This is a genomic window from Acinetobacter sp. ANC 4558 (genome assembly GCF_002135375.1).
Lineage (GTDB): Bacteria > Pseudomonadota > Gammaproteobacteria > Pseudomonadales > Moraxellaceae > Acinetobacter.
In genome coordinates, this window is the sequence record NZ_NEGH01000004.1 from 164,173 (window position 1) to 188,992 (window position 24,820).

General features: G+C 33.7%; 22 protein-coding genes. 8 read left to right on the top strand and 14 right to left on the bottom strand.

All coding sequences use genetic code 11. The annotated features are described in order from the left end of the window. Positions 1 to 1,488, top strand: a complete 1,488-nt coding sequence (locus B9T31_RS06835; protein ID WP_086181212.1) for a PLP-dependent aminotransferase family protein — start codon at positions 1 to 3, stop codon at positions 1,486 to 1,488. A 300-nt stretch (positions 1,489 to 1,788) separates the two neighbouring features. On the opposite strand, the gene B9T31_RS06840 is transcribed toward B9T31_RS06835, so the two are convergent. Continuing rightward, positions 1,789 to 1,965: a DUF2158 domain-containing protein gene (locus B9T31_RS06840; protein WP_086181213.1), complete on the bottom strand. Its 177-nt coding sequence runs from the start codon at positions 1,963 to 1,965 to the stop codon at positions 1,789 to 1,791. Positions 1,966 to 2,186: 221 nt separating this feature from the next. Here B9T31_RS06840 and B9T31_RS06845 point away from each other — a divergent pair, with 221 nt between their 5' ends. After that, entirely contained in the window at positions 2,187 to 2,372 is a 186-nt protein-coding gene (locus tag B9T31_RS06845) for a hypothetical protein (protein ID WP_086181214.1), read from the top strand. Between the two features lie 52 nt (positions 2,373 to 2,424). On the opposite strand, the gene B9T31_RS06850 is transcribed toward B9T31_RS06845, so the two are convergent. From B9T31_RS06850 to ribBA, 9 genes are all read right to left on the bottom strand, one after another. Continuing rightward, positions 2,425 to 3,693: a TnsD family Tn7-like transposition protein gene (locus B9T31_RS06850; RefSeq protein ID WP_416202527.1), complete on the bottom strand. Its 1,269-nt coding sequence runs from the start codon at positions 3,691 to 3,693 to the stop codon at positions 2,425 to 2,427. Continuing rightward, a complete protein-coding gene (locus B9T31_RS06855; RefSeq protein ID WP_086181215.1) occupies positions 3,677 to 4,450 on the bottom strand; it encodes a TnsA endonuclease N-terminal domain-containing protein in 774 nt (257 codons plus the stop codon). The genes B9T31_RS06850 and B9T31_RS06855 overlap by 17 nt, the downstream gene beginning before the upstream one ends. Positions 4,451 to 4,633: 183 nt before the next feature. After that, positions 4,634 to 6,472: a glutamine--fructose-6-phosphate transaminase (isomerizing) gene (gene glmS / locus B9T31_RS06860; protein WP_086181216.1), complete on the bottom strand. Its 1,839-nt coding sequence runs from the start codon at positions 6,470 to 6,472 to the stop codon at positions 4,634 to 4,636. Positions 6,473 to 6,484: 12 nt separating this feature from the next. Then, positions 6,485 to 7,849, bottom strand: coding sequence for a bifunctional UDP-N-acetylglucosamine diphosphorylase/glucosamine-1-phosphate N-acetyltransferase GlmU (gene glmU, locus B9T31_RS06865; protein WP_086181217.1), 1,365 nt, complete (start codon positions 7,847 to 7,849; stop codon positions 6,485 to 6,487). 22 nt (positions 7,850 to 7,871) lie between these two features. Then, positions 7,872 to 8,393, bottom strand: coding sequence for a phosphatidylglycerophosphatase A (locus B9T31_RS06870; protein ID WP_086181218.1), 522 nt, complete (start codon positions 8,391 to 8,393; stop codon positions 7,872 to 7,874). After that, positions 8,371 to 9,288, bottom strand: coding sequence for a thiamine-phosphate kinase (gene thiL, locus B9T31_RS06875; protein WP_086181219.1), 918 nt, complete (start codon positions 9,286 to 9,288; stop codon positions 8,371 to 8,373). The genes B9T31_RS06870 and thiL overlap by 23 nt, the downstream gene beginning before the upstream one ends. Before the next feature lie 21 nt (positions 9,289 to 9,309). Continuing rightward, on the bottom strand, positions 9,310 to 9,759 hold the full coding sequence (nusB, locus tag B9T31_RS06880; protein WP_086181220.1) for a transcription antitermination factor NusB: 450 nt from the start codon (positions 9,757 to 9,759) through the stop codon (positions 9,310 to 9,312). A gap of 4 nt (positions 9,760 to 9,763) precedes the next feature. After that, entirely contained in the window at positions 9,764 to 10,234 is a 471-nt protein-coding gene (gene ribE, locus B9T31_RS06885; protein WP_086181221.1) for a 6,7-dimethyl-8-ribityllumazine synthase, read from the bottom strand. 11 nt (positions 10,235 to 10,245) lie between these two features. Next, entirely contained in the window at positions 10,246 to 11,367 is a 1,122-nt protein-coding gene (gene ribBA / locus B9T31_RS06890) for a bifunctional 3,4-dihydroxy-2-butanone-4-phosphate synthase/GTP cyclohydrolase II (protein WP_086181222.1), read from the bottom strand. A gap of 368 nt (positions 11,368 to 11,735) precedes the next feature. Between ribBA and B9T31_RS06895 the strand changes: the two genes are divergently transcribed. From B9T31_RS06895 to B9T31_RS06910, 4 genes are read left to right on the top strand one after another with little or no spacing between them, the layout of a single operon-like run. Beyond that, positions 11,736 to 12,566 (top strand): ABC transporter permease, encoded by an 831-nt coding sequence (locus B9T31_RS06895; protein ID WP_086181223.1) that lies wholly within the window; start codon positions 11,736 to 11,738, stop codon positions 12,564 to 12,566. Then, positions 12,563 to 13,225 carry an ABC transporter ATP-binding protein gene (locus tag B9T31_RS06900; RefSeq protein WP_086181224.1) on the top strand — a complete coding sequence of 221 codons (663 nt, stop codon included), beginning with the start codon at positions 12,563 to 12,565 and terminating at the stop codon, positions 13,223 to 13,225. The genes B9T31_RS06895 and B9T31_RS06900 overlap by 4 nt, the downstream gene beginning before the upstream one ends. Next, a complete protein-coding gene (locus B9T31_RS06905) occupies positions 13,215 to 14,312 on the top strand; it encodes a capsule biosynthesis protein (RefSeq protein ID WP_086181225.1) in 1,098 nt (365 codons plus the stop codon). The genes B9T31_RS06900 and B9T31_RS06905 overlap by 11 nt, the downstream gene beginning before the upstream one ends. A 3-nt stretch (positions 14,313 to 14,315) precedes the next feature. Next, positions 14,316 to 15,992 carry a polysaccharide biosynthesis/export family protein gene (locus B9T31_RS06910; protein ID WP_086181226.1) on the top strand — a complete coding sequence of 559 codons (1,677 nt, stop codon included), beginning with the start codon at positions 14,316 to 14,318 and terminating at the stop codon, positions 15,990 to 15,992. 50 nt (positions 15,993 to 16,042) lie between these two features. Here the strand turns inward: B9T31_RS06910 and B9T31_RS18230 are convergent, their stop codons facing one another. The 4 genes from B9T31_RS18230 to B9T31_RS06930 all read right to left on the bottom strand — a co-directional run bounded on the left by B9T31_RS18230 (position 16,043) and on the right by B9T31_RS06930 (position 21,799). Continuing rightward, a complete protein-coding gene (locus tag B9T31_RS18230; protein ID WP_086181318.1) occupies positions 16,043 to 16,258 on the bottom strand; it encodes an ATP-grasp fold amidoligase family protein in 216 nt (71 codons plus the stop codon). 8 nt (positions 16,259 to 16,266) lie between these two features. Next, positions 16,267 to 16,500 carry a hypothetical protein gene (locus B9T31_RS06920; protein ID WP_086181227.1) on the bottom strand — a complete coding sequence of 78 codons (234 nt, stop codon included), beginning with the start codon at positions 16,498 to 16,500 and terminating at the stop codon, positions 16,267 to 16,269. A gap of 780 nt (positions 16,501 to 17,280) precedes the next feature. Further along, positions 17,281 to 20,406, bottom strand: coding sequence for a glycosyltransferase family 2 protein (locus B9T31_RS06925; protein WP_086181228.1), 3,126 nt, complete (start codon positions 20,404 to 20,406; stop codon positions 17,281 to 17,283). Positions 20,407 to 20,464: 58 nt separating this feature from the next. Continuing rightward, a complete protein-coding gene (locus B9T31_RS06930; protein WP_086181229.1) occupies positions 20,465 to 21,799 on the bottom strand; it encodes a hypothetical protein in 1,335 nt (444 codons plus the stop codon). A gap of 389 nt (positions 21,800 to 22,188) precedes the next feature. Here B9T31_RS06930 and B9T31_RS06935 point away from each other — a divergent pair, with 389 nt between their 5' ends. Continuing rightward, positions 22,189 to 23,361 carry a nucleotide sugar dehydrogenase gene (locus B9T31_RS06935; protein WP_086181319.1) on the top strand — a complete coding sequence of 391 codons (1,173 nt, stop codon included), beginning with the start codon at positions 22,189 to 22,191 and terminating at the stop codon, positions 23,359 to 23,361. Between the two features lie 18 nt (positions 23,362 to 23,379). After that, on the top strand, positions 23,380 to 24,813 hold the full coding sequence (locus B9T31_RS06940; RefSeq protein ID WP_086181230.1) for a glycosyltransferase family 2 protein: 1,434 nt from the start codon (positions 23,380 to 23,382) through the stop codon (positions 24,811 to 24,813). The last annotated feature ends 7 nt before the right edge of the window (positions 24,814 to 24,820 follow it).

Genomic DNA, 24,820 nt, shown 5'->3' on the forward strand with positions numbered 1-24,820 from the left:
ATGGCAACGCCACCTTCTGCTTATTTCCCACACTTAATTTTGCCCAAAGGACAGCAGATTAAAGACGGTTTATATTGTATTTTGCGTGATGCGATTTTAGAGGGCCGCCTATCTGCGGGTACAAAATTGCCCTCAAGCCGTGCTTTGGCAGAAATGATGTTGATTTCCCGTAATTCGGTCTTGGCAGCGTTGGAACGTTTGCTTGATGAGGGCTATTTGGTCACTAAACCGAGTTCAGGCACGTATGTTGCCGATATTATCCCTGACCAACTGATTCAAATTCAAAATGATAGACAACAAGCGGTATATCAGTCCACACAAACACTCAACATTAATCCTTATATCGCCAATTTATTGCCACATTGGCACCAGCAGAGTTTTTCTAACCAAGAAAAGAAAATGTTTCATATCGGTGTGGGCTGTGTGGACTTATTCCCCCATCAACTTTGGGGGAAATTATTAGGTCGAGCATGGCGACAGTCCTATTATCAACTTGGACAATTCCATGACCCAAGAGGATATTTGCCATTGCGTCAGGCAATTTGCCAATACGTCCAATCAACACGAGGGTTAAACTGTAACGAAGAACAAATTCTGATAGTGAATGGGACACAGCAGGCAATCCATCTGGCAGCTTATGCCCTGTTACAGCCACATGACCAAGTATGCTTAGATGAACCAGGTTATGATTCGGCTCTTCATATATTTCGTAGCTTTGACGTGACTGTGCAGCCGATTGAAAGTGATGATGAGGGGATGAAAATTCCAGAGATTATTCAGCACCATGCAGCCAGTAAATTAGTCTATACTGCTCCCTCGCATCAGTTTCCACTGGGTGGTACATTAAGCCTTGCCCGACGTTTTGCCTTACTGGATTGGGCGGCTCAACAACAAAAATGGATTTTTGAAGATGACTATAACAGCGAGTTTCGTTATGGCACACACCCGATTCAGGCATTGCAGGGTTTAGACCAACAGCAACGGGTAATTTATGCAGGCACATTTTCCAAAATGATGTTTCCTGAATTTCGACTTGGATTTATGGTCGTTCCAGAAGCCTTAATTGATACATTTAGTTTGGCAAAATATTATACTGACACTCGTAGTTCTTATCTGGAACAAGTGGCACTGACTGAATTTATAAAAGATGGTCATTATGCTCGGCATGTGCGTAAAATCCGTAAAGCATGTTATGAACGGCAGCAGACTTTAATTGCAGCGATTCAACATCATCTCTCGAATGTATTGGATGTACAATCTACCGATTCAGGGATTCATCTGGTATGTTGGCTAAAAGCAAATTGGACAGAGCAGGATTTTATAGCCCAATGTATACAAGTAGGTTTATCGGTACAACCATTATCCCGATATTGTCAGGTTTCATCGCAAAAAGCAGCCGTACTGTTTGGTTATGCGGCACATACACCTGATGAAATCAAAGAGCATATAGAGAAACTGGCAAGACAAATTCAAAAAGAGACGATTTAAGGAATTAGAAAGTTTAAAAAAGAAGTGGTTTCTTCTGTAAGCCTTTCCTCACTGAGACCTGTAATCAAACATTCAATTTAGTAATAGATAATTTTATATGCAAAAGTAGTTCTGTAATAAGAAATTTTACTGAATAGCACCAACCAAGAAGATTCGGGTTTTGGGGCTTATAGTTCGTTGAAACTATTTAGAAAATTTTTTCTTTAAAAAATGATCACTGTCCTCATACTATGATGTGTAGTTGGATATGTATCATTTAACATAAAATTAAGTTATGTGACTTCAGAGTGACCAAAAGTTTTAAGAATTTTGTTTTTTCTTTAAAGCAGTGGTTTCGATAGGCTTTGTTTTTATTTCATTACTATCGTAGCAATACCATGCCACAACAGCATAGCCATTACCATTTATCTCAGTAATAGTCATATTTGGACTACCTGATTTAAGTTCAACAATATCACCTTCTTGAAAATTAGACATAACATCCTTACCTTTTGTAAAGTTAATGTACTATATAAATATTAGTTGTTTTCAGTATTTCAAGTGTGAATTTTTCATGGCTAAATCCGCAAGCATTTATGAACGTATAATAATGTCTTTATCAGAGTATCGAACTATTTCGGCACATATAACTGCTCTTGGAAAAATTAAGATAGTTTCTGATGATGAAATCGTGACAACAATGATTAGGTATGTTGCGTATGATCTGCAAAAAAAGATATGAAGATCCTTATGCTAGAAAGGCTGGTCCTATATCTTTAGAACGATGGAATAATCAGATTGTTCAAAATCTTATTCAATATTGTAACTATATGATTGGTGAAAAGAAGCCTGAATGGCAAATTTTGGCAGAACGTCATGGTTGGATACCACTAAATAAGCTATAACAAAAAAGAGTCCACGCTATCTAATGGTGGACTCTTCTCTCACTTCAAATTCTTACAACACATTGAGCAGAAACCGAGCAGCTTCCGAAACCATACGCTCATCACTTAGACCTGCTTTGCGTAGAATTTTCCAACGAGGCAGAACTTCCCCCTTTATTTTCATTTCAATGAAAGTTTTGGTTAAACGTCTAATCTGGTATGTCCCAATATCTTCGCTATATTGTTCTAAAAATAATTTGGTTAAAGGTAGCATATCTAGATTTTTCTCAAGGGTTGATACATGGGAAGTCTGTTTCATCCACCAATTTGCTGAACGTCTAGGACTGTCCAAATCCCATAGTAAATCATTGTTGAGCTTAATGAGCTGTGTTACAAAGAACAAATCACGGCTATGCCAATCCACTTTAGTGCCTTGAGGAATATGTTTCTGGTGAAACCCCTGATTGGTCTCTAATAACCAATGTTTATCATGGCGGTATAACCAGGCATATAAAGTAGCATTTAAAAGTCGGGCAGGCTTTATGCCATTTTGTTTGATTAAGTTCAGCCAATTTTCTCGCTGTGCTATGGTGAGATCAGTAATATGGTTGTTATGAGCATCTACATGATTATTTTGATTTATTTTACGGAAAGAGCGAACTTGGTTGAGAATTTCGGCAAAAGACCATTCTCTATTGATTAAAGCCTCAATCGTAACGATATGTTCCAGATAACTAAAACTTTTGCGATGTTTTCTGAAAATGTGGTGTAGCCAAGAGGTCTCGGAAGTTAAATCGGCTAAATAATATTGCTCTAAACATTTCTTTGACCAACGAGTAGTTATTCTTTCTAGAATACGCTCATGCAAGATTTGGTTTTGTCCCCGAATACAGTTATTCTGCCGAGCCAGTTCACAATAAAACATCGTCCATTGTTCATAGCTGGCTGACTCAGAGGGAGGCAAGGTCAATAACTCTAACAATTTGGACGTAATAAAAATATCGTCGGGATTGGTGATGGTTTGTTCTGTTTTAGGACATGATTGATGAGATGGAACTAAAAAATCATGCCGATGTAATGATCTTAAATCTAGTTCTGAGTCAATGAGTTGACCATGCTGAATACTTCCCTCAACAACTTTTAGCAATGCGATATCTGCAAAGGGATCTTCAATCCATTCAGCTTCGTTTGCTTCTATAGATTTAGTTAACTCATTTTTTTCGATAAGAAAGGGGTTAGCACTCTGACTATCAATATCAATCCATACGATGTGATAAAGTGTCATTTTAAGGATACGAAAAGATGTATCGTGCAGCTTATAAACATCATTGATTCGAAACATGGCGAATTTCCTCCCACACTTCAATATCACCTAATGTAATTTCAGATAATTTGAGCTTTTTATAGTCCTTGGTGATATCAAAAATAAAATAACGTTGAGCAAGAAGCTCTCGAATTTCTGATAGCGATGAACCCAGTTCTAAATCATATGCCTGATCTACTTTTTTACTTAATTCAATTAATGTGAGATGAGGATATTGAGCAAATTTCTGCATATAGTCATCGAGCTTTTCATAAACAGGGATGGTCGATTCCCTCATGGCAGGATAGAGCCATTTGATATTGTGAAGTACAGTCGCAGGAATATCTTTTTCTGTCAGAATGTACCAAGGTGTCTTTGTACTTTCCCAATATTTTCGTTCCAGCTCAAGTTTTTCAATGGTTCTAATATCTTCTAAATCTGCTACGTATTTTGTTTGCAGAGCAAAATTGGATTGCCTGAAATCTTTACGATCTACATAAAAATCTGAACTCATAATTTGTAGGGCATCACGAACTCTAGGATGAGTAATTTGAGCTTGTTCTGCAATTTGAGTTGTGGCTTGAAGTGGTAAAGGAAACTGTTCCCGAATATCAGTAACTGATGGATTCCAGTCTAAAAGTAAAAAGGTTGCAAGTTCTAAATCAGACAATAAATGATGTGTACGTTTGGTTGTATGTCCATATACCCGATGTGAGCGACCTTTTGAACCAAAATCACGAACAGTCACCCAAGGTTTATAACTCTTTAAGTAGCCCTGACCACGACCTTCTTTAATCCAATTGTCTTGTTATTTTTCAGTCGCCATAGCAAATCGCCTGCTACTCTCATTAATTTAAGAATAGCAGGCGATTGTTATTTGAGCAATATGAGATGATACTTTATTACCTAAGATGAAACTATATTACTTAGGATGATACTTTATTAATCTCATACAACAGCAATTTTAAATTATAAAATATTATTCCACCGTCACAGATTTTGCTAAGTTACGAGGCTGATCAACATCTGTACCACGAAGTACGGCTACATGATAAGAAAGTAATTGAATTGGGAGGCTATAAACAATAGGTGCAAGTAAAGGATCAACACTTGGAACATTGACTACATGCTGACGATCTTTGACTTTAATACCACTATGTTCATCTGCAAAGACAAATAATTCCCCACCACGTGCCTGAACTTCTTCCATATTAGATTTGAGCTTATCTAACATTTCATCTTGTGGTGCTAAAATAACAATTGGCATTTCATTATCAACAAGTGCTAACGGTCCATGTTTAAGCTCACCCGCAGCATAACCTTCTGCATGAATATATGAAATTTCTTTAAGTTTTAAAGCGCCTTCTAGTGCAATTGGAAAATGGGTGCCACGACCTAAAAATAAACAGTGTTGCTTTTCAACAAACAGCTCAGATAAAGCCAAAATTTCATCATCATTTTGTAATGTATCTAGTAAAACTTTAGGAATATGCCAAAGTTCAGTAATGATTTTGGCAATTTGTGCTACTGAAATGGTTTGCTTAACTTCACCAATTTTTAATACCAAAAGTAATAAAGCAGCAAGTTGTGTCGTGAATGCCTTTGTAGATGCTACACCAATTTCAGGGCCTGCTAATGTAAGCAAACAGTGATTAGTTTCGCGAACCATTGAAGATGTTGCAACATTACAAATTGCCATCGTGATAATGTTCAGATTTTTTGCTGTAGCACGTTTTTGTGTATCGCGTAAAGCAGCTAAAGTATCTGCAGTTTCGCCTGACTGAGAAATGCATAAGTATAAAGTACGATCCACAATCACAGGAGAGCGATAGCGATATTCACTTGCAATTTCAACATGACAAGGTAAATCTATGAGCTGCTCAAACCAATATTTTGCAATCATACCGGCATGATAACTTGTGCCACATGCAATAATTTGAATTTGTTGAATGTTCGCAAAGTCTGAAACCGCATCAGCAAGAAAATCTTCACGTAAATGATCATCATTCAGTGCTTGAGAAATGGTTTGCTTAATTGCTTCAGGCTGCTCGTAAATTTCTTTCAGCATATAATGCTTATATTCACCTTTAGAGGCATTTGTAACTGTTGCATCTAATTCTTTAGTGGGGCGACTAGTGAGTTGACCATTGACAAAAATTTCAATGGTATTGCGTGTTAGGCGTGCAATATCACCTTCTTCTAAATAAATAAAACGATTGGTAATCGGAAGAAGTGCCAACTGGTCAGAACTAATAAAGTTTTCACCAATTCCTACACCAATGACTAAAGGGGAACCTTCACGAACGGTAATTAACTCATCTGGATGATCGGTGTGAATAATTCCAAGCGCATATGCACCTTTAAGCAGAGGAATAACCTGTTGAACAGCAGCCAATAAGCTTGGTGTTGTTTTGAGTGCATCATTAATCAGATGTGCAATTACCTCAGTATCTGTTTGAGATGTGAAAACATAACCTAAATCTTTAAGGTGATCTTTTAACTCTTGGTAGTTTTCGATAATTCCATTATGAACGATTGCCACGTTCCCAGAAACATGAGGATGTGCATTGTGTTCAGTCGGTTTTCCATGAGTTGCCCAGCGCGTATGCGCAATCCCTAAAGTACCTTTTAAATCAGATTCTAAAACAGCTTGTTCTAGATTAGCAACTTTACCTACACGACGTTCACGTAAGACTTGTCCTTGGTTAATAAGGGCTAGACCTGCGGAGTCATAGCCACGATATTCCAGACGTTTTAAACCTTCAATCAAAATATGACTGATATTACGTTCTGCAACGCCACCGACGATACCACACATAGTAAATTCCTCTTATTTCTTAATCTTTTGTGGACGTTGATAATTTTCTTTCGAAAACTGCTTAGATCGTTCAACAGCCAAACTATTTTCAATGACATCACGTGTAATTGTTGAGCCTGCGCCAACCGTCGCACCATGACCAATGCTTACTGGAGCAACCAAAGAGCTATTTGAGCCAATAAACACATGGTTGCCGATGAGTGTTTTAGATTTATTCACACCATCGTAATTACAAGTGATGGTGCCTGCACCAATATTTGAATCTATTCCAATTTCAGTATCACCCAAATACGTGAAATGATTTGCTTTTGAGCCTGCACCAATATTTGAGTTTTTAACTTCAACAAAGTTACCAATATGCACATCATTTGCTAATTGGGTACCAGGTCGTAATCGCGCAAATGGTCCAATAATTGTATTTTCACCTACAAGCGTATCTTCAAAAATACTATATGGTTTAACGATAGTTCCTGCAGCAATTTTAGTATTTTTTATGATACATCCAGCGCCAATTTCAACATTATTGCCAATTTCACAATGTCCTTCAATAATGACATTAATGTCTATACGTACATCTTGCCCAGCAATTAATTTACCGCGTAAATCGAAACGAGCTGGGTCAATAAGATGAACACCTTGTTGCATTAATTGTTTTGCTTGAAAGGCTTGAAATTTTCGTTCTAAAGCTGCAAGTTGAAGACGATCATTCACGCCTTCAACTTCGAACGAGAACTCAGGTTCAACAGATGCAACACGTAGGCCATCTGCAATTGCCATTGCAATAATATCGGTCAGGTAATATTCACCTTGCACATTGTTATTACTTAATTGAGGAAGCCATTCATGTAATTTGGCATTACTCACACAGTAAATTCCAGTATTAATTTCTTTAATTTGATGTTGGTCATCTGTTGCATCTTTATGTTCGATAATGGCTTGAATTTGACCATTATGACGAATAATTCGACCATAACCTGTTGAATCCTCCAAGGTTAAAGTCACAATCCCAATGCCTGTTTCACGTGAAACGCTAAGAAGTTGGTTTAATGTTTTTTGACCAATGCAAGGCACATCACCAGAAAGAATAAGTGACATTCCCTCTGTAGGCAAAACACTGAGCGTTGTTTGAACAGCATGACCTGTACCTAGTTGTTCTTTTTGCTCAACCCATAGAATATTTTCATTTCTAAACGTATCTTGTACGAATTCACCACCGTGACCGAAAATGGTAATTATATTTTGTACGTTTAAGGTTTTTGCCGTTTCAATGACATGGCTTAGTAAAGGGCGCCCAGCGAGAGGTTGTAATACCTTGGGTAAACTCGATCGCATTCGAGTTCCTTTTCCTGCAGCAAGAATAATCACAGAAGTAGACATAGCACACCTTTTAAAACTGGGTTTAAGCCATTGAAATATTTAGATAAAATAGGATGCAGAGCGCAGCCCAGATTCCAGCAAGAATATCATCAAACATGATACCGAAACCACCATCAATTTGACGATCAATCAGGCGAATAGGCCAAGGTTTCCAAATGTCGAATAAACGAAATAAGATGAAAGCAATAAAGACCCACCAGCCATTGATATAACCAAAGTAAATCAGCGGTAAAAATGTAATGGACTGACCTGCAAACTCATCCCACACAATACGACCATCATCGTGGACCCCCATTATTTTTGCTGTATGTCCACATATATAGATGCCAATCAATGACATGATCAACATGGTAATGAGTGAGTTCCAAAAGCCAAGGTGGAGCCAGATGGGTATAAAGAGTAAAGCAAATGCGGAACCAAAGGTTCCAGGTGCTTTGGGTACAAGGCCTGAACCGAAACCGACACCAGAAAATACAATGATGCGGTTAAACCAAGACATCTGTTTAAATTGAATAGGTGGCTTATGCAAAGTGTTGATATCCATTGAATTTTAATAAAATTGGATTGCCATGTTGAACAAAATTTAACGTTTGTTCTGAAATGACTTTGCCAATTTTTGTAATTTTTATATCTAATTTCTGTTTTAAGAGTTCATCATATTGCTTCGGTGATAGGGTAAAACAGAGCTCATAATCATCACCCCCTGCAAGTGCATATTGGGTGTATTGTTCTGAACTTAATGTTTTTAATGCAGGAGAAATGGGTAATAAATCTAATTCGAGAATTGCACCGACCTGCGAAGCTTTTAGAATATGTCCTAAATCTTGTGCAAGACCATCAGAAACATCAATCATACTATGCGCATAATCTTTTAATAGATGTCCTAAATGACAACGTGGCGTTGGATAGTCTAGACGCTGTTGTAGAGGATGACCTAAATGATGCAGTGCAAAGGCAGCATCACCAACAGTACCGCTGACACAGATATAGTCACCAACTTGTGCACCTGAACGTTTTACTGCTTTATTTTGTTCAATCCAACCTAAGGCAGTCACTGAAATGGTCAGGTGAGGGCTTTGTGTGGTATCGCCGCCGATTAAACTTACACCGAATTGATCACAGCAATCATATAAACCTTGGCTAAAACCTTTAAGCCAAGCATGATCAATTTGGGGTAAGCTCAGTGCCAATAAAATACTTTGCGGTGTTGCTCCCATTGCAGCAATGTCAGATAAATTAACAGCAACAGATTTCCAGCCAATCGCATGAGGATTTGTATTTAAAGGGAAATGCCGACCAGCAACCAATGTATCGGCACAAATGACCAACTGTTGCTGTGAGGGAGGGGTGAGCAAGGCTGAGTCATCACCCACACCTAAATCGATAGCGTTTAAATTCTTACGATTAAAGTAAGTGTCGATAATTGAAAACTCAGCCATACAACAATGTGACCCAAATGATTAGTTAGATTGTTGCTTTTCTGCTGCACGTAAAGTAGTTGCTAAACGATCTAATACACCATTGATGTACTTATGACTGTCTGCACCACCAAAGTGTTTAGCAAGCTCAATGGCTTCATCGAGAACTACACGATATGGGATTTCCACATGTTCTTGTAATTCATATGCACCAAGACGTAATGTTGCAAGTTCAACACCATCTAATGCATTAATTTCACGATCAAGCACAGGAATGAGAAGTTCATCCAGTGTGACATGATCAGCAACCACTTGTGTCAATAATTCATGATAATAACCGAGATCCACTTTGTGCATTGCATTATCAACACGTGTACGTGCTTCAATTTCATGTACAGGATTGCGGCTCATTTGCCATTCATAAATTCCTTGTACAGCAAAGCGACGTGCTTTACGTTTTGCTGCATAAGCTGCTTGAAGTGTTTGCGACATAACGTTAAATAGCCTTTAACAAATTAACCATTTCAATTGCGGTAAGAGCGGCTTCACCACCTTTATTACCTGCTTTTGTACCAGAGCGTTCAATCGCTTGTTCAATACTGTCCGTAGTTAATACACCATTAATGACAGGTAGACCTGTATCTAGACCAACGACGCCTAAACCTTTGGCACATTCACCCGCAACAAAGTCGAAATGAGGTGTGCTGCCACGAATTACTGCGCCTAGTGCAATAATTGCATCAAAACAACCTGAAGCTGCGAGTTTTTTTGCAACAACTGGAAGTTCCCAAGCACCTGGTGCATGAACAACCGTAATATTATCTTCTGATACACCATGGCGTTTCAATGTGTCAATTGCGCCTTCTAATAGATGTTCTACAACAAAGCTATTAAAACGACCCACTAAAATCGCGTAACGACCTTCGCTCGCGAGATGTAATAAACCTTCAATACGGCGAACTGCCATAGAAACCTCGATTATTTCTGTGATGTTTGATCGGCAGTGATATATTCCACTACCTCTAAATTAAAGCCAGATAAAGCATTAAAACGTAATGGAGAGCTTAGTAGTCTCATTTTTTCAACGCCTAAATCACGTAATATTTGTGCACCTACACCAATGGTTTGGTATTGCTGTGAAAGTGCAGCATTTGATTTTACATTCTTTGGTGTTTTTAGGGTATCTAAAGCTGGACCTAAATCTTGTAAATGGCGTTGACCAATCCAAACTAAAATACCACGTTCGCTATCGGCAATGGTACAAAGTGCTTTATCTAAATTCCAAGCAGCTTCACCACCTTGCTTGTTGAGCTTCAGTAGGTCACGTGTTGGATTAAAACCATGAACACGAACGGTCGTTACACCTTCTTTAGGTTCACCCTTGACTAAGGCTAAATGAATATCAGGATTACCAATTTCACGGTAGCGGAATAATTCAAAAGAACCATATTCAGTATCTAATGTTTGTTGATCAATTCGCTCTACCGTTTGCTCATTGGTCATACGATAATGAATAAGATCTGCAATTGTACCAATTTTTAAACCATGTTTTTCAGCAAAAATTTCTAAATCTGGACGACGAGCCATGGTGCCATCATCATTAATAATTTCACAAATGACAGAAGCAGGCTCTAAACCAGCTAAACGTGCTAAATCACAACCTGCTTCAGTATGTCCAGCACGGTGCAATACACCGCCAGGCTGTGCCATTAATGGGAAAATATGCCCTGGTTGTACAATATCTTGTGGTTTTGCATGAACAGCGACAGCGGTTTGAATCGTATGTGCACGTTCAGCTGCAGAAATACCCGTGGTAACTCCCTGCGCTGCTTCAATTGAAAGTGTGAAGTTCGTGCCGTGCTGAGCCCCATTTTGACCAACCATTAAGGGTAAAGCAAGTTGTTGACAGCGATCACGACTGAGCGTTAAGCATACTAAACCCCGTGCATGGGTAATCATAAAATTAATGTCTTCTGGGCGTACATGTGTTGCCGCCATGACTAGATCGCCTTCATTTTCACGATCTTCGTCATCCATTAAAATGACCATTTTTCCTGCACGGATATCAGCTACAAGCTCTTCAACAGTATTGAACGGCATTAACCTTCACCTTTTGATGTCTGTTAAGACAAGTTGATTGTATAGATGGGACATAGTTTAACGTGTTTTAAAAATATTTGCCTACGATTATTGGCATCATTTCATGACTCATTGTTATACACAGTCTCGTAAGAGTTAGATAGACGAATGATTTAAAAATACTGAATTATTGTGCATATTTTAATCTTATGTTAATCATTAAACTTCATAAATATATGATGAGAATGGGTAAGACTAAGTAATGTCACATAAAGTAAGTGAATATTTTATATGCTGGAAATATATGTCTTTATTAATATATTTTTAGCCGTTATTATTGCAGGTAATTATGTGAATAATGCTAGAAATAAGCAACGACTAATTCCAACATGAAAGAACACGCTAATTCGATGACCTTAAAGAAGCTTCCTAGACTTCAACCACGAAGTGGTTTGAAGGTAATGCTCGCTTCAATACGTGCTTTGTTGTTTCGAGAAGTGCAAACACGATTTGGTCGTTATCGGCTTGGCTATTTTTGGGTATTTTTAGAGCCAATGCTTTCTATCGGAATAATGGTACTTATTTTTGGTACGATTCGAGAAAGGGTTGCACCTGGTATAGATTTTGTTGTTTTTTTAGTGAATGGTATCATTCCATTTTTTATGTTTCGTACAGGTGTCAAACAATCAATGGGTGCGGTGCAAGCAAATAAAGGGTTATTTAGCTATAAACCAGTTAAACCGATTGATGCTGTAATTGCACGAAATTTTTTAGAGCTTATTTTGAAGTTCATTGCTTATTCAAGTTTTAGCGCTGCTTTAATTTGGTTTGGTTATCATATTAGTTTTGAGTCTATTCCACAGATTATAGGTTATTGGGGATTATTGTTCTTATTTATGTTTGCATGTAGTTTAGTATTTATGGTCATTGCAGACTTCTCTCAAGAAATACAGAAATTTTTATCCGTCGTTTTTATACTATTATATTTACTATCAGGAATTATTTATTCCATACATATTATTCCACCACAATATCGTGAATATTTACTTTGGAATCCTTTAATTCATATTTTTGAAAATATGCGTCATGCTGTTTCACCTACCTATGCGTTAGTTCCTGGTATTAGTTTAACCTACTTTATGGAGTGGTTGATTGGAACTTTATTTATTGGATTACTTTTATATAAGCGTTTTGAAAAACGTATGGTGAGTTCAAAATGATTGAGCTAAGAGCACTTACAAAATCGTATGTGACTCCTAAAGGGCGTCATTTTGTGTTTAAAAATTTAAATGCAATTTTGCCAGAAAATAAAAGTATTGCTTTACTGGGCAAAAATGGTGCTGGTAAAAGTACATTACTTCGAATTATTGGGGGTATTGATTATCCAGATTCGGGGCAGGTTATTACTGATAAATCCATTTCGTGGCCAGTAGCATTGTCTGGAGGCTTTCAAGGAAGTTTAAGCGCTCGTCAGAATTGTCGTTTTGTTGCACGCCTATATGTGAGTACAGATGAAGAAGTCGAGTATGTCGTAAATTTTGTTAGAGAGTTTGCTGAGATTGGTAAATATTTTGATATGCCGATGAAAAGCTACTCCAGCGGTATGCGTAGTCGCATTGGGTTTGGTTTAAGTATGGCATTTAATTTTGATTACTATTTATTAGATGAAGTTGGGGCTGTAGGGGATGCATCTTTTAAGAAAAAAAGTCAAAACTTATTAAATGAGTTAAAAGAAAGATCAAATATCATTATGGTTTCACATGATTTAAAAGACCTAACCAATAACTGTGATGTGGCTTTTTGGGTACGAGATGGAAAAGCGGAATATTTTGATGATATTCAAAATGCGATAGAGGTATATAAAGCACATGCAAAATAAAACTAGAAAGTCACTTTGGATTGCATATATTTGCTGTGTGTTAATACCAGTATCTATTATTACGCTCTATTTACTTGCTTATGCAAAAGACCGTTATCAGTCAGCATCGCTGGTTTTAGTTAAGCAAGTTGCAGATACACAAGTTTCAGATGCTTCGGGCTTAGGGGCTTTATTTGGCGTTTCGAGTACGAGTAGAGAAGACTCTCAAATTTTAAAAGAATATATCGCATCTCGAGATATGGTTGCTAAATTAAATAAAAAGTTAAATTTAAGAGAAGAGTTTTCTTCAGTTAAAGATCCAGTATTTGCATTAGCGAAAGATGCATCTGTTGAAGACTTAGTTGCATATTATAATAAAATGGTTAAAGTTGAATTGGATGAACAAAGCATGATGTTAAAGGTGAGTAATCAGGCATTTTCACCAGAGTTTTCACTCAAACTTAATCAAGAAATTTTAAAACAAAGTGATGAATTTATTAACCAAGTTTCAAAAAATATTGCTCAAGAGCAGCAAACCTTTGCTGAACAACAATTCAATGAAGCAAGTAAACAATTAGAGCAGGCGAGACAAGCTGTTTTAACCTATCAAAATGAAAATGAAATTTTTGATCCAGAGTTACAAGCTCAAGCAGTTGCAGCACTAATTTCAGGGTTGCAGTCAAATTTAGCGCAGCTTAAAACTGAGGAACGAACATTACTGAGTTATTTAACGCCAGATGCTCCCCAAGTTATTGCTTTGAAAAGTCAAATAGAGTCCGTGGAACAACAAATTAAAAATGAAAGTACAAAATTAACATCTCCAACTAATCTAAAATTAAATAAAAATGTTGCAGATTTCGAGGCATTGAAGGCACAAGTCGGATTTGCATCTGATTTATATAAAATTTCACTTGGTTCACTTGAAAAAGCAAGACTAGAAGCATCTAAAAAATTGAAAAAATTAGTGATTATTGCTCAACCTTTACTTGCCCAAGATGCACAATATCCACGTAAAATTTATATTATTCTTACTTCATTAGTTTTATTAAATATTATTTTTGGTATAGGTTTACTTATCCAGTCAATTATTCGTGAGCACAGAGAATAAGTTATGAAAAAAATTGCTTTATTATCAGTTTTATCATTCGCATGTGCTACGGCTACGTATGCAGCTGATCAAAGTATATTGCCACCAGAATTATCGAGTATTGGTGGTCATATAAATACATCTTCATCTGATAATCAAATTTTGAATAATGAATCTACTGTAGAACTTTCTCCAAGTAACTCTTTAAAATATCCAAATAATAATCAAATGTTTGGTTCGCAATTGTTTAAAGGTGCTTTTGCTTCAACAGTAGGTTCCACGTTTAACAGTAATTATAAAATTAATCCTGGTGATAGCATCAATTTACGCTTATGGGGAGCGTATCAATTTGCAGGTTCTCAAAAAGTTGATCCACAAGGAAATATTTTTATTCCTAATGTGGGGCCAGTGAGAGTCGCTGGAATAAATAATGGTAGTTTACAATCCGTTGTAGAATCAAATGTACGTCGTATTTATGCATCTAATGTAGGGGTGTATGCCGCATTAGAGCAAGCACAACCTGTTAAAGTTTTAGTAACTGGTTTTGTAAATCAACCTGGTAACTATGGTGGTGTCGCAAATGATAGTGTTATTGCATATTTAGATCGAGCTGGCGGTGTAGATCCAGACCGTGGTAGTTATATTAATATTAAAGTAATGAGAAATGGGCAGCCAATTCAGCATGTCGATTTATATGATTTTTTGTTAAATGGGCATTTAAATCCATTATCTTTTAAAGATGGTGATGTCGTTGTTGTTGGGCAACGCACACATACCTTTAATGTCTCAGGTGAAGTATATAATCAGAATGACTTTGAATTTGATCAACCGAGAATATCTTTAGGGCAAGCACTTGCATATGCAAAACTAAAACCTGGTGCGACAAATGTCAGTATTCAGCGTCGACAAGGCTCAGAATATCGTAGTGAATATTATGATTTAAAACAAGCAAATCAAATTTCTGTTGAAGATGGAGATTTGGTCACGGTAACTGCAGATCGTTATGCAGGAACAATTCAAGTGCGAGTCGAAGGTGCGCATAATGGTGCACATGCAGTAGTATTACCTTATGGTTCTAAACTTTCAGAGGTTTTAGCACAGCTTAATCCAAATCAATTAGCAGAAATGGACTCATTGCAACTATATCGACCTTCAGTGGCTGCACGACAAAAAGAGATGTTAAATGTCTCTTTAGATAAATTAGAAGATGCCACATTTAATGCACGTTCAAGTACCCAAGAAGAAGCCAATTTACGATCTAAAGATGCTGAATTAGTTAAGCAATTTATTGCGAAGGCGAGAAAAGTGCAGCCAAGTGGTCAAGTTGTACTTGACCCAAAAACGTATAATGATGTGATTTTGGAACAAGGTGATGTTCTAAAAATTCCAGAGAAGACTTCAGTGGTGATGGTTCATGGTGAAGTTTCATTTCCTAATGGGGTTGAATTTAAAAATAATCAAAAAGCGATTGATTATATAGAGCAAGTGGGTGGGTTTAGTCAAAAATCAAATACATCTAAAGTGATTGTCATGAGCCAAAATGGTAAGACAGAACTAGTATCTAAAAATACGAAAATTAAACAAGGGGATGAAATTTTAGTATTGCCTAAGGTACAGACGAAGTCGATTGAAGTGACTCGTGGAATTACACAAGTTCTTTACCATTTGGCGATTATGGCGAAAGTTGCTTTAGATTTATAAGAATAAGCAAAAGCTAGAAGTAACTCTAGCTTTTGCTTTAATGATGAAAATTATTTTCCAAATCGAAGCTCATTAAAAGTTTCGAATTTTTTTCCTTCCATTAGATCGCTTATTAATCTAGTACGTGCAGCAATAAAACTATTGCCTAAGAGAGAGTCAACATTGGAGTTAAATTCATGGAAATGACCTGGTCTAGGAGTTATTTCACCAAAATAAATACTATCCTGAGAGGCTAAAAAGTCAATTATTAAAAATGGAGTTGGAATATTTAAGCTTAGTTTTTTGCATAAGCTATTAAAGTCATATTTTTGAAATTACTTTGAAATAATGATTCTTTGAATCGACCAGTATCAATTCTTGCAAAATTTTCATCTAGCCATTCATATTTTATTTTAGCTCCATTTTTATCTATTATTAATATAAGTTTAATAACTCCATAGAAACAAAAAGCTTTTATATCATAAGGAATCAATTGATTTGTATTGCCAGGTATATATTGTTCAACCATCCATTCTGTATATGGAAAAGTTTCAATTTATGTTTTTAGTTCATTTTTAGAAATTTTTTTCAGTTTTCAATAGAGGTAATTAAATTATTATGAATAATATATACATTTTTAGAAGTATGTTCATCCATTGGTTTAATAACGATATTATTCCTTTCAAAATTATTTTTATTTATATGATTTTGATAAATTATGGGCACTGGAATTTCATGAATATTCGCAAATTTAATGGCATTTACTTTGTTGTTAATAATATTCTCGACATTATATTTATTTTTAGAAAAAAAGAACTTTCGAAATAAGGTATGCTCAACTAATTGAGCAGAGAATGAAGGTGTATGAGTTATATGTTCAGAAAAAAATCCCCTTGAGTGACTAAGTTTTCAGGAATATATCTTGAAGGAAGTAGTTAAAATAATTTTCTAGAGGAAGAGTTTTAAAAAGACCTTTCTATATAAAAATTAAGCTCTTATGGTTTTGATATTGGATGTTAATAATAAAAAAGTAGTATTTTCTAAGTTTAAAACTAAAGCTTGTATCTTAGATAGTAGAGTTAATAGTAGTTTACCTTCTAATGATAATGAAATTCTCTTAATAGAAAATTGACACTATCCATATATATTTTTTGTATTTTGCAGTAGTTTTTTTAATTCTGCTTTTGTTGTAGTATTCATATTATCGGAAATTAAAATATTTAAGCAAATCATGGGTATATTCTGAAAATATGTTTAGGCATTTTTGATAGCAGAACTATCAAAAACACCATGATTAATACCTATTAAATTAAGCATCTAATATACTTAATTTTTTTAATTCATTTTCGGTAAAAAGAGTTTTGTCAATATATGGGCTTAATGCTTCGTGATATAATGATTTCATTTCAGTTAGAAATTCATCTTTTAAATCTTTTTCCATACGGTCGTAGGTATACCACAATGAATTAATCTTTTTATAAACTAAGTGAGCTGCATACTGGTCATAGATTTTAAAAGATTTAAAATATTTTGAAACATCATAAAAAGAACGAAGAATTTCAAAGCCTTTTCTTCCCATTCGCAATTCTGTCGTTGAATCCTTACGATTATAATTATAATAGTACCAAGATCCATTAACTTTTTTAGTTTTTTGAGCAAAAGCATGAGCAACAAAAGAAAAACTCATATCTTCTGCCAAATATATACGAGGGAAATATATACAATTATTTTTGATTAGTTCTGTTTTGTAGATCCGATTCCAAATATTAGAAAAATAGCTACTCTCAAAAGCTTTTTCTCTATTTTCAGATTTAGAAATTTCTATATAGTTAATTTTTTGGGGATCAGCAACTTTTCCATCATGACGGAAAAATCCACTTTGAGATGCAATTTCAGCTTTTTCATTTTTGGCTGACTCATATAACTTTTCAAACATTGATGGAGTAACCCAATCATCAGCATCAACAAAACCAATATATTCACCTTTTGCAATACACATTCCCATATTTCTTGGAGTACCCGCATTTCCACTAGGTATATTGCAGTTAATAACTTTGATAGATGGATTTTCTGAATAATATCGTTTAATAATATCTAAAGTACCATCTGTGGAACCATCATTAATAATAATAATTTCAATATCTTGTAAATGTTGTTTCAAAATACTATCTAAACAGCGGGACAAGTAAGTTTCAACATTATGACAAGGAATAATAATTGAAACTGTAGGTTTGGATTCATCTAGTGTAAGATTAGAAGGAGTTGGGTTTTTAAATGTTTTTAATATATCTAAAAACTTACGTGCATTTTCACTAAACAAACCATAATTATTAATTTTATGAGCTTGAATTAAATTTGCTAATTTTTCTTTAAAATCATTTTTAAGATCGTCGCTAATAAATTTTGAGTTGTAGAAATAATCACCTACAGCCTTATACATAACAAATGTAATATATTCATCATATAAATTATGTTTTTTCAAATAGTCGACAATATTGTCATAAGATTTGTACATTTCAAATGCGCCTGTACCTTGTCTACGCTCAATAGTTGAGCCTGGGCGACCGAAACGATAATGATAGAAAATTTCTTCAATTTTATCAACTTGATTGGCTTTTAATAAAGATTTAAAGGCAAATGGCAAGTCGGCAGATGTTTTTACTTCACCAAAAAGAATATGATTATCTAATATCATTTCTCTTTTATAAATTCGATACCAAACAATTGGAAAATGACTACTTAAAAATAATTTAGAGCGTTCGGATTCTGTAGGAATAAATCTACTATTGATGATTTTTTCAGTAATTGTTGTGCCATCCGCGTTTTCACGGAAAAAACCACCACTGCAAACAATATCAGAGTTTGATTTTACACCACGAGCATAAAGTCGTTCGAACATATTTAATTCAATCCAGTCATCTGAGTCGACAAATGCAATATATTCACCACGTGCTTTATAGATTCCCTGATTTCTTGGTGTACCAGAGTTGCCACTTGCTTCAGTATTATTGATTAGAACAATTCGATTATCATTTACTAGGTACTCATGAATAATATTTAAAGAATTATCCGTAGAACCATCATTTATTAAGATAATTTCAATATCTTTTAGGGTTTGATTAACTACGCTATCCAAGCAATTTTTAAGATAATCTTCAACATTATGAATTGGAATAATAACGGATACTTTAGGTTGAGTAAGTATTGGTTTAATATCTGATTCAAATGAGTTTAAAAAGTTTGATTTACGATACTTACTTCCAATAACATTGAAAAAATTTTTAATTTTTTCAATGTCGATGGCGTTTAAAAATTCTTTGTACTCGATATTTAAATTATTTTTTTGATGAACAAAAGGTAAGTAACTGCTCACTATCTTAAAGTGAATAATATCTTGATAGGTTTTATCAATATTGTTTTCATCGATCCAATTTTTAATGAAAGAATATGCTAATAAGTCTGATTCATTATAAATTCTTCCACTCTCTAGAACTTGATGATTTTCATAATTACTATAAAAATAACCATCATTATTTTCACATAAAATAATATGATCGGCATAATAATATGCTTGATTAGTAAAAATAAGATCATGTGTTAATTTATGATCATAAAATTTGATATTATTATCTTTTAGGAATTTAGTTCTAAAAAGCTTATCAGATATTAAAGTACTTTCATGGAAGTGAAATAAAGGATGTTGAAAATCATTAAATTGGGCTTTACTATTTTTGAAAAGATATTTTTTATCTGAATTTATAACTTGAAATCCACTAGCTTGAATAATATCTAATGGGGAATTATTAATATCGTTAATAAAATTACTAATATAATCTGATGCTATAAAATCATTGCTATTTAAGAATAGAGTATAAAATCCTTGAGCTATATCTAGAGCATTATTTTTCTGATCACTTAGTGAGGTAATACCATTTGTTATGTTGTCAAATTTTATAGAAGTATTTCTAACAGTTATTTGGCTTTTGATTAATTCTGATATATTGTCATTAAAGTTTCCAATAATAATAACCTCTAAATAACTATATGATTGTTTTATTATGCTCTCCAAGCATTTTATAATGCTTTTTTCATTGTTTGTAACTGATAATATAATCGTAATTAGGGGGGCCTTTGGTGGAATAATATTGTTTTCATTCTTTTTTTTAAAAAAATCAAATAAGCTTCTAAGATTGCTTTTATTACTTGATTTTTCGTATAAAAAACGTAATTTTGTTAAATCATTTTCTTGAATATACATATAACCAAGATTAAAATTTGCATGATCATTAATATTACTAATTTCTTGATATAAAAACTGTGCTTTATTTAACTCATTATTAGAAAAATAGTGATTTGCTTTTTTAAAAACACTAAGTGCTGCTTCTGGATTGTAAATATCCCCGAAAGAATTATAGTTTTTAACTACAGTAGTCATTTCATAACTCACAAAAATATAATGTTGGTTTTAATGGCAGTATTTTCCTAATAAATCATTAACTTTTCAACTTAAACTTTAATATTTCTATACCAATTTTAAGTGGAAGTTTTAATGTTTCTTTAGGGCTATTGATTGAGTTTATGACAGTATTACCTAAACGATATGACAGGTGCCTTTTAACTTTTTCAGCATCATTTATATCAGCATATTCAGAAATAGGAGGTAAATTAGAAGTTTCTTTTTGACTCTCTTCTTTTATTTTTTTATAAATAATATATGGCATTTTTATAGAATCATTTAGATTTTTAGATTTTTCTATCATTGTTTGACCAATTTGATATGGTAGTTCACTTTTAATTCTATTCGGTGCACCAAATAACAATATTTCAGGATTTTTTGAAGTTACTGAGCTTTGTGAGTTAATTGTTAAGTTAATTGTATTTTGCTGAGTAGTCAATTTTTTTACTTTATTTTTTAATATGTTATTTTCAACTCTAGATTCACTCAGTTCTTCTTGTACATTTAATAGCTGAAGAAATGTAAATTTTTTTTCCTTTTCTAATAGTTGAAGCTTTTGCTCATTCAATTTATTTTTTTCTAATGCGGCAATTTGATCTTTCAATTTTTTATTTTCAAGCATTAATTGATTATTTCTAACATTTACTAACTTATTACTTTCAATTTCTTTTTTTAGGTTTTTGTTCTCTATTTCATATGAATTTAACATTTCTTGTGTAAGAAACATTGTAGTAAGTGCAATTTTATTTTTATGCTCAAATTCATTTTTTGAGTTGATTAATTTTTCATGAATAATATTATTTTCCGACTCTAATTTTTTATAGTTTTCATGAGTGATTTGAGTATTTTTTAAACTATTCACTTTGTCCTGTAAATTTTTATTGTAAGTATTATATTCTACTAATGTTTCTTGGAGTTTCATCATGTTTTGACGAGTAATTATATTTTCTAATTTTAATTTGCTATTATCTTTATATTCTAAATTTTTTTGTTTAAATTCTTCTATTTGTTTTTTTAAATTTTGATTATCAGAAAGAGCACTATCTAATGATTTTTTAAGATTTAGTGTATCTCGATCATTTTTAGCATTTAGGTTTAAATCTAATTTATGAGTATTATTTCTGATAATTTGATTTTTCTTTATATTGTCAAGTTCTTCTTGAAGATATTGATTTTCTAACTTAAATCTGCCAAGTTGTTCTTGTACATTAAGCATTTTTTGAAGTGTTAAATTTTCAATAGTTTGTTGAGAGCTTTTTATCTTACTTAAGTTTACTAACGCAAGTTGTAGATCATCATGTGAATGTTTTTTTAATGAGTCTTGAGCATTACTTTTCAGATGGTGCTTATTGACTGCATTTTTTTTACTCATTTACTTTTTCCAATAGGATTTCACTATATATTTCATTTAATCATAAAAGTATGAATATGTAAGCAACTAATGTATTTTTCAATTAATAAATTGTGACTATTCTTATCAAAATTTTAAAAAATAAGTTCAATAAATTTATCTATTTATTCAATTGTTTTTAGATGCATCACTTTTTATGGAAAAAGTTTTCATTATGTCTCTTTATTCGGTGAATTTATATTGTATCGCATATTGTATTAGATAATTCTATAGATATGACCTAGAAAATAAATTTTTACTATATTATTGTTATTAAAAAGTATATTAATAACATTATTTTTAATAAGATGTATAAAAGTATATTTGTTAGAATTATACTAAAAGATAAGGTAAAAAAGAGTATTGTTATGTTGAATATTACGATTGCTGGAATAGGATACGTGGGGTTATCTAATGCTGTTTTACTTGCTCAATATAATCAAGTAACAGCTTATGATATTGATGAAAAAAGAGTTACTGCGATTCAGCAAAAAAAATCGCCTATAGTAGATGCAGAAATTACAGATTTTTTAAAAAATAAAGATTTAAATTTAACAGCAACGGCTAATTTAGAGTCTGCATTTAAAAATGCAGATATTGTTATTGTTGCAACACCAACCAATTATGATTCTGAAACGCATACATTTGATACTTCTTCGATTGAAGCAGTGATTGAACAAGTATTAAGGATTAATCATGACGCCTTAATTGTTATTAAATCAACAATTCCAGTAGGATATACAGAAGAGGTAAGGACTAAATTTAATACAGATAATATTATTTTTTCTCCAGAGTTTTTGAGAGAAGGTAAAGCATTATTTGATAATTTATATCCATCGCGAATTATTGTCGGTGAAGTTTCTGAGCGCGCTAAAAAATTTGCAACTTTATTAGAGCAAGCATCTTATAAGCAAGATGTGCCTGTACTATTAACAGACAGCACAGAAGCAGAAGCAATAAAATTATTCTCAAATACTTATTTGGCAATGCGTGTTGCATTTTTTAATGAGTTGGATAATTATGCTATGGTTTATGGGTTAAATAGTAAACAGATTGTTGAAGGTGTGTCTTTAGATCCCCGTATAGGGCAGCACTATAATAATCCATCATTTGGTTATGGTGGTTACTGCTTACCAAAGGATACGAAGCAACTTCTTGCAAACTATAAGCAAGTACCTCAGAATCTTATTAAAGCGATTGTAGATGCGAATGTAACTCGTAAGCATGTGATTGCTAAAGATATTATGAAGTCTAAGCCTAAATGTGTTGGTATTTATCGTTTAATTATGAAAGCTGATTCTGATAATTTTAGAGCTGCGGCAATTTTAGATATTATGCATATGCTGAAAGCAAATGATATTGAAGTTATTATTCATGAACCTGTATTTAAAGATGATATGTATAATAATGAGTTTAAAATATGTAACAATTTTAAAGATTTTAGCGAGAATTGTGACATAATTGTTGCAAATAGAATGGTGTCCGAGTTATCTTCTATTTCAACAAAAGTCTATACCCGTGATCTTTTTGGTGGAGACTCGTAATATAGTTAAGGTTAGTAATTGAATCCTATTATTTTTTTAAAAATAAAGTTATTGCTCAAACAGTCGAGATTAATAGAAGTTTGTGCTATTGATGATAGTGATTATTATTTAAATTTAGCATGGGTATATTACCGTTTAGGTATGTATGAAGCAGCTTTTGCAATACAAGTTCAAAACAATAATTTTGAAACACTATTTGCGAAAACTGTTTCTGCTTCATATCTTGGAAAGAGGGACAGTGTTTTAGATTTTTTAAGTATTATTCAAAAAAAATACCCGAAAAGAATAGCGTTATTAATTCCATATCTGGCAACTTATTATCCAGAATGTGCATATGATTTAATCCATAAAACGCAAAGTTATCAAAGTCCTTTATATTTTTCATTATGCCTATTGCTTGAAGGAAAGGCATTTGCAAGAAAGAAGTATGATGAAGCTACGAATAAATCTAAATTATTGTACGATAACGATGAAAGATTATTATATGCAAATATATGTGTAGATGGTCAAAATGAAAAATTAGTCATTTTAAACGATTATTTAAATAGTTTTGAGTTAAGTTCCATTGCTTTACAACAACCAAGCGGGAATTTAACAGTTAATAATCTAAAATCAAATTGTACAGGCATTTCGGATGCGCTAAATAAACCATTGGTTTCAATTTTAGTCCCTGCTTATAATGTAGAAAGATTACTCAGAACCAGTATTGAAAGTTTGGTTAATCAATATTATAAAAATTTAGAAATTTTAATTATTGATGATGCCAGTACAGACAATACTGCAACTGTAATTAGAGACTTAGAAAAACAGTATTCCCAAGTGAGAGGAATATTCTTGTCAAGTAATGTGGGGCCTTTTGTTGCAAAAAATTATGCCGCGCAGCAAGCCTTAGGCGAATATTTAACGACGCATGACGCTGATGATTGGGCTCATCCAGAACGAATTTCACGACAAGTTCAGCCGTTATTGGATGATAAAAAATTAATTGCAACAACATGTCAATGGATTCGTTTAGGTGAAACTGGGGATTTTTATGCTAAGCAGCATTTCCCATTTAAACGGTTTAATCCTAGTTCGCCTTTATTTCGAAAGAAGCAAGTTATTCAAGATGTTGGATTATGGGATAGCGTGAGAATTGCAGCCGATACGGAGTTTATTGAACGATTACGTTTAGTTTATGGAAAAAAGTGCATTGCCTATTTAAAGCTCCCTTTAGTTTTGGGGGCCCATCGTACGAATTCATTGATGACATCAGTAGATACGGGAAATTTAGCGACTCATATATCGCCTATACGTTTATCTTATTGGCAAGCTTGGAGAAATTGGCATATTCAGCAAACTAAACTTGGCATTACTCCTTATATGCCTTGGGGGGCTGACTATCAATCACAATTTGAGATTCCATGCGCTATGCAAAATGAACAGTTAAAGTTATCAAAAATTTATGATTAAACGTGTT

Excerpts from the sequence above, each read along its gene's own strand:
- B9T31_RS06835 (WP_086181212.1), top strand. The coding sequence starts at position 1 with ATGGCAACGCCACCTTCTGCTTATTTCCCACACTTAATTTTGCCCAAA.
- B9T31_RS06840 (WP_086181213.1), bottom strand. The coding sequence starts at position 1,965 with ATGTCTAATTTTCAAGAAGGTGATATTGTTGAACTTAAATCAGGTAGT.
- B9T31_RS06845 (WP_086181214.1), top strand. The coding sequence starts at position 2,187 with ATGATCTGCAAAAAAAGATATGAAGATCCTTATGCTAGAAAGGCTGGT.
- B9T31_RS06850 (WP_416202527.1), bottom strand. The coding sequence starts at position 3,693 with ATGTTTCGAATCAATGATGTTTATAAGCTGCACGATACATCTTTTCGT.
- glmS (WP_086181216.1), bottom strand. The coding sequence starts at position 6,472 with ATGTGTGGTATCGTCGGTGGCGTTGCAGAACGTAATATCAGTCATATT.
- glmU (WP_086181217.1), bottom strand. The coding sequence starts at position 7,849 with ATGTCTACTTCTGTGATTATTCTTGCTGCAGGAAAAGGAACTCGAATG.
- B9T31_RS06870 (WP_086181218.1), bottom strand. The coding sequence starts at position 8,393 with ATGGATATCAACACTTTGCATAAGCCACCTATTCAATTTAAACAGATG.
- thiL (WP_086181219.1), bottom strand. The coding sequence starts at position 9,288 with ATGGCTGAGTTTTCAATTATCGACACTTACTTTAATCGTAAGAATTTA.
- nusB (WP_086181220.1), bottom strand. The coding sequence starts at position 9,759 with ATGTCGCAAACACTTCAAGCAGCTTATGCAGCAAAACGTAAAGCACGT.
- ribE (WP_086181221.1), bottom strand. The coding sequence starts at position 10,234 with ATGGCAGTTCGCCGTATTGAAGGTTTATTACATCTCGCGAGCGAAGGT.
- ribBA (WP_086181222.1), bottom strand. The coding sequence starts at position 11,367 with ATGCCGTTCAATACTGTTGAAGAGCTTGTAGCTGATATCCGTGCAGGA.
- B9T31_RS06895 (WP_086181223.1), top strand. The coding sequence starts at position 11,736 with ATGAAAGAACACGCTAATTCGATGACCTTAAAGAAGCTTCCTAGACTT.
- B9T31_RS06900 (WP_086181224.1), top strand. The coding sequence starts at position 12,563 with ATGATTGAGCTAAGAGCACTTACAAAATCGTATGTGACTCCTAAAGGG.
- B9T31_RS06905 (WP_086181225.1), top strand. The coding sequence starts at position 13,215 with ATGCAAAATAAAACTAGAAAGTCACTTTGGATTGCATATATTTGCTGT.
- B9T31_RS06910 (WP_086181226.1), top strand. The coding sequence starts at position 14,316 with ATGAAAAAAATTGCTTTATTATCAGTTTTATCATTCGCATGTGCTACG.
- B9T31_RS06920 (WP_086181227.1), bottom strand. The coding sequence starts at position 16,500 with ATGGTTGAACAATATATACCTGGCAATACAAATCAATTGATTCCTTAT.
- B9T31_RS06925 (WP_086181228.1), bottom strand. The coding sequence starts at position 20,406 with ATGACTACTGTAGTTAAAAACTATAATTCTTTCGGGGATATTTACAAT.
- B9T31_RS06930 (WP_086181229.1), bottom strand. The coding sequence starts at position 21,799 with ATGAGTAAAAAAAATGCAGTCAATAAGCACCATCTGAAAAGTAATGCT.